We start from the raw sequence: 3,368 nt of genomic DNA, 5'->3' as shown, positions 1-3,368 counted from the left end.
GAACTGCAGGCCGACCCCGCGCCCTGCGTCGCCGCAGCGGCTGCCAACGACGACGACAAGACCATCGGCGTGTGCGGCGCGCTGATCGACCACGAAAAGGCTGTCAGGGCCGACCGCGTCAAGGCTTTGATCGCGCGCGGCGCCGCCTACGACCGCAAGGACATGATCGACCGCGCCATCGCCGATTACGACACCGCGCTGGGGCTCGATCCGACGCTGGCCGATGTCTTCAATGCGAGGGGCGAGCTCTGGCGCAAGAAGGGCGACCGGCCGAAGGCGCTGCGGGATTTTGGCGCGGCGATCAAGCTGTACCCGGAGCATCCGGCGGCGCGCGGCAACTACAAATCGCTGGCCCAGGATCTGGAACGGCTGGGCGCGCTGCTGGCGGTCCATAACAAGCCGAGCTTCAAGTGTGCCGCCGTCCGGCGGCCGGTTGAGAAGGCGATCTGCGCCGATCCGGACCTCGCCAATCTCGACCGCGAGATCAATGCCGCGAACGCCAGGGTGGTGAACGCGGCGAGCCGCGACAGCCTGCGCGCCGGCCGGGTCCTGCGGCGCGAGCAGGACGAGTTCATCGCCCGCCGCGACGCCTCGTTCGGCCGGCCGGGCTACGATCTGCGCAGGGCCATGAAGGAACGGCTCGACCATCTGCTGGCGATTGGCTCGCACTAACGGCGTGGCATCGGGATCGCCCACCTCTCCCAAAGGAGAGCCCGTAGGGTGGGCACGGCGCAAGCGCGCCTTTGCCCACCCTACGGACTTTGACCTTGAAATGATGCCGCTTCGCGTGACAATGCCCCAAGGAAATGTGGCCTGAATTTGATCCTGGTCATGGCCCGGTTCGTGCCGGCCGTCCACGCCTTGTTTCCTCGATGAACCATTGAGTGGAGTTGGAGCGGGGAAAACGCCATGAACATCCAGGACAACAGCCGCTACCATCAGGTCCATGCCCGCTCGCTCAAAGACCCCGAGGGTTTTTGGGGCGAGGCGGCGGCCGAGATCGACTGGATCGAGCCCGCCAGGAAAATCTTCGATCCTTCGATCGGGCTTTACGGCCGCTGGTTTGCCGGCGCCGTGGTCAACACCTGCTACAACGCGCTCGACCGCCATGTTGCCGGTGGCCGCGCCGGTCAGGTGGCGCTGATCCACGATTCGCCACTCGCCGGCACCATCACGAAATTGACCTATGCCGAACTGCTGGCCGAGGTGAAAGCGCTGGCCGCGGTCATGGCCGATTTCGGCGTCGCCAAAGGCGACCGCGTCATCCTCTATATGCCGATGGTGCCGGAAGCCGTGGTCGCGATGCTGGCCTGCGCGCGGATCGGCGCGGTGCATTCGGTGGTGTTTGGCGGCTTCGCCGCGAAAGAACTCGCCACCCGGATCGAGGACGCGAAACCAAAACTGATTTTTTCGGCGAGCTGCGGCCTCGAGCCCGGCCGCATCGTGCACTACAAGCCGCTGCTCGACGAGGCGATCAAACTTTCCAGCGTCAAGCCGCGGGCCTGCGTCATCCTGCAGCGGCCGCAACAGGGTTGCGAGCTCACGGCCGGGCGCGACCACGACTGGGCGCGGCTTCGCCGCGCAGCCCTCGACGCCGGCAAGGCGGCGCCCTGCGTGCCGGTACTCGCGACCGATCCGCTCTACATCCTCTACACCTCGGGGACCACCGGCCAACCGAAAGGCGTGGTGCGCGACAATGGCGGGCATCTGGTCGCGCTGAAATGGTCGATGTTCAACCTCTACGGCGTCAGGCCGGGCGAGGTCTGGTGGTGCGGCTCCGACATCGGCTGGGTGGTCGGCCACAGCTACATCGTCTACGGCCCGCTGTTTCATGGCGCGACCTCGATCATGTACGAGGGCAAGCCGGTCGGCACGCCGGACGCAGGCGCGTTCTGGCGCGTGATATCGGAGCACAAGGCGGTGGCGCTGTTCACCGCGCCGACCGCGTTCCGCGCCATCCGCAAAGAGGACCCGGAGGGCAAGTTCATTCGGCAACATGATCTGTCGAACTTCCGCACGCTGTTTCTGGCCGGCGAGCGCGCCGATCCGCCGACGGTGGAATGGGCGGAAGCGCAGTTGAAGGTGCCGGTGATCGATCACTGGTGGCAGACCGAAACCGGCTGGTGCATCGCCGGCAATCCGGTCGGGCTTGGCCAGTTGCCGGTCAAGCATGGTTCGCCGACGGTGCCGATGCCGGGCTATCAGGTCGAGGTGGTCGACGAGGCCGCGCGGCCGGTGCCTTCGGGCACCATGGGCTCGATCGTGATCAAGCTGCCGATGCCGCCGGGCTGCCTGCCGACCTTGTGGGAGCAGGACGCGCGCTGCAGGGAGGCCTATTTCGACGAATTCCCCGGCTACTACAAAACCTCCGACGCCGGCTACAAGGACGAGGACGGTTATGTGTTCGTGATGGGCCGCACCGACGACATCATCAATGTCGCCGGCCACCGGCTCTCCACCGGCGGCATGGAGGAGATTCTCGCATCGCACCCGGATGTCGCCGAATGCGCGGTGCTCGGCATCAAGGATGCGATCAAGGGCGAGGTGCCCTGCGGCTTTCTGGTGCTGAAGGCCGGCGTGACGCGCGCGCCTTCTGAGATCGAACGGGAGATCGTGGCGCTGGTCCGCGAAAAACTCGGTCCGGTCGCCGCCTTCAAGCTTGCGATCACGGTCGGCCGGCTGCCGAAGACGCGGTCGGGAAAGATCCTGCGCGGCACCATCAAGAAGATCGCCGACGGCGAGGCCTGGACCATGCCCGCGACCATCGAGGATCCCAGGGTGCTCGACGAAATCGGCGACGCGCTGAAGGGCAGGGTGTGAGAGACAAGTGCCGTCATTGCGCTTCTCGCAATGACGGCAGAGCGAGGGCTTTTTTTCCGCTTCGGCCATCAAGCAATGCCTTTGTTTCGATGGATTGCCGGGTCATCCCCGATCAAGTCGAGGACAGGCGGCCGGCAATGACGAACTGGATGAATGGATGAACCATGCGACCTAACTCCGCACGACCCTGTCTCGCGCTCCTGCTGCTTGCCCCTCTGCTCGCCGGCTGCCTCGAGCGTGGACAGCCGACCATGGTCGACTCCAGCGGCGACGACGATGCGTTCTGTCGCGCCAGCCATGCGGTCGGCTCGCCGGAATATGTCGCCTGCCGCAAGGACCGCGACGTCCAGCGCGCCAACGCCAACGCCCGCGCCGACCGCCGCCAGCGCAATCTCGGCGAATACATGCTCAACAATCCGTCACGGCCGTGAACATTCGGAGACGATCATGAACGAAGACGCTTTCAACACCAGCCTGCGCGGCTTCCTCAAGAAAGTCGGCATCACCTCGCAGCGCGAAATCGAAAAGGCGGTCCGCGACGCGGTCGC

At 65.6% G+C, this 3,368-nt stretch carries 4 protein-coding genes; all 4 read left to right on the top strand.

Annotated elements, in window-relative coordinates:
* Window positions 1-3: 3 nt before the first annotated feature.
* Window positions 4-672 carry a hypothetical protein gene (locus WCE35_RS05325; RefSeq protein ID WP_424592300.1) on the top strand — a complete coding sequence of 223 codons (669 nt, stop codon included), beginning with the start codon at window positions 4-6 and terminating at the stop codon, window positions 670-672.
* Window positions 673-909: 237 nt separating this feature from the next.
* Window positions 910-2,820, top strand: coding sequence for a propionyl-CoA synthetase (locus WCE35_RS05320; protein WP_424592298.1), 1,911 nt, complete (start codon window positions 910-912; stop codon window positions 2,818-2,820).
* Window positions 2,821-2,984: 164 nt separating this feature from the next.
* A complete protein-coding gene (locus WCE35_RS05315) occupies window positions 2,985-3,251 on the top strand; it encodes a hypothetical protein (RefSeq protein WP_424592297.1) in 267 nt (88 codons plus the stop codon).
* Between the two features lie 16 nt (window positions 3,252-3,267).
* Window positions 3,268-3,368, top strand: a 101-nt coding sequence (locus WCE35_RS05310; RefSeq protein WP_424592299.1) for a DUF6494 family protein, incomplete at its 3' end; no start/stop codon positions are given.

The sequence above is a fragment of the Bradyrhizobium sp. genome (assembly GCF_049691595.1).
GTDB lineage: Bacteria > Pseudomonadota > Alphaproteobacteria > Rhizobiales > Xanthobacteraceae > Bradyrhizobium.
This window is presented reverse-complemented; position numbering and strand designations above follow the sequence as displayed.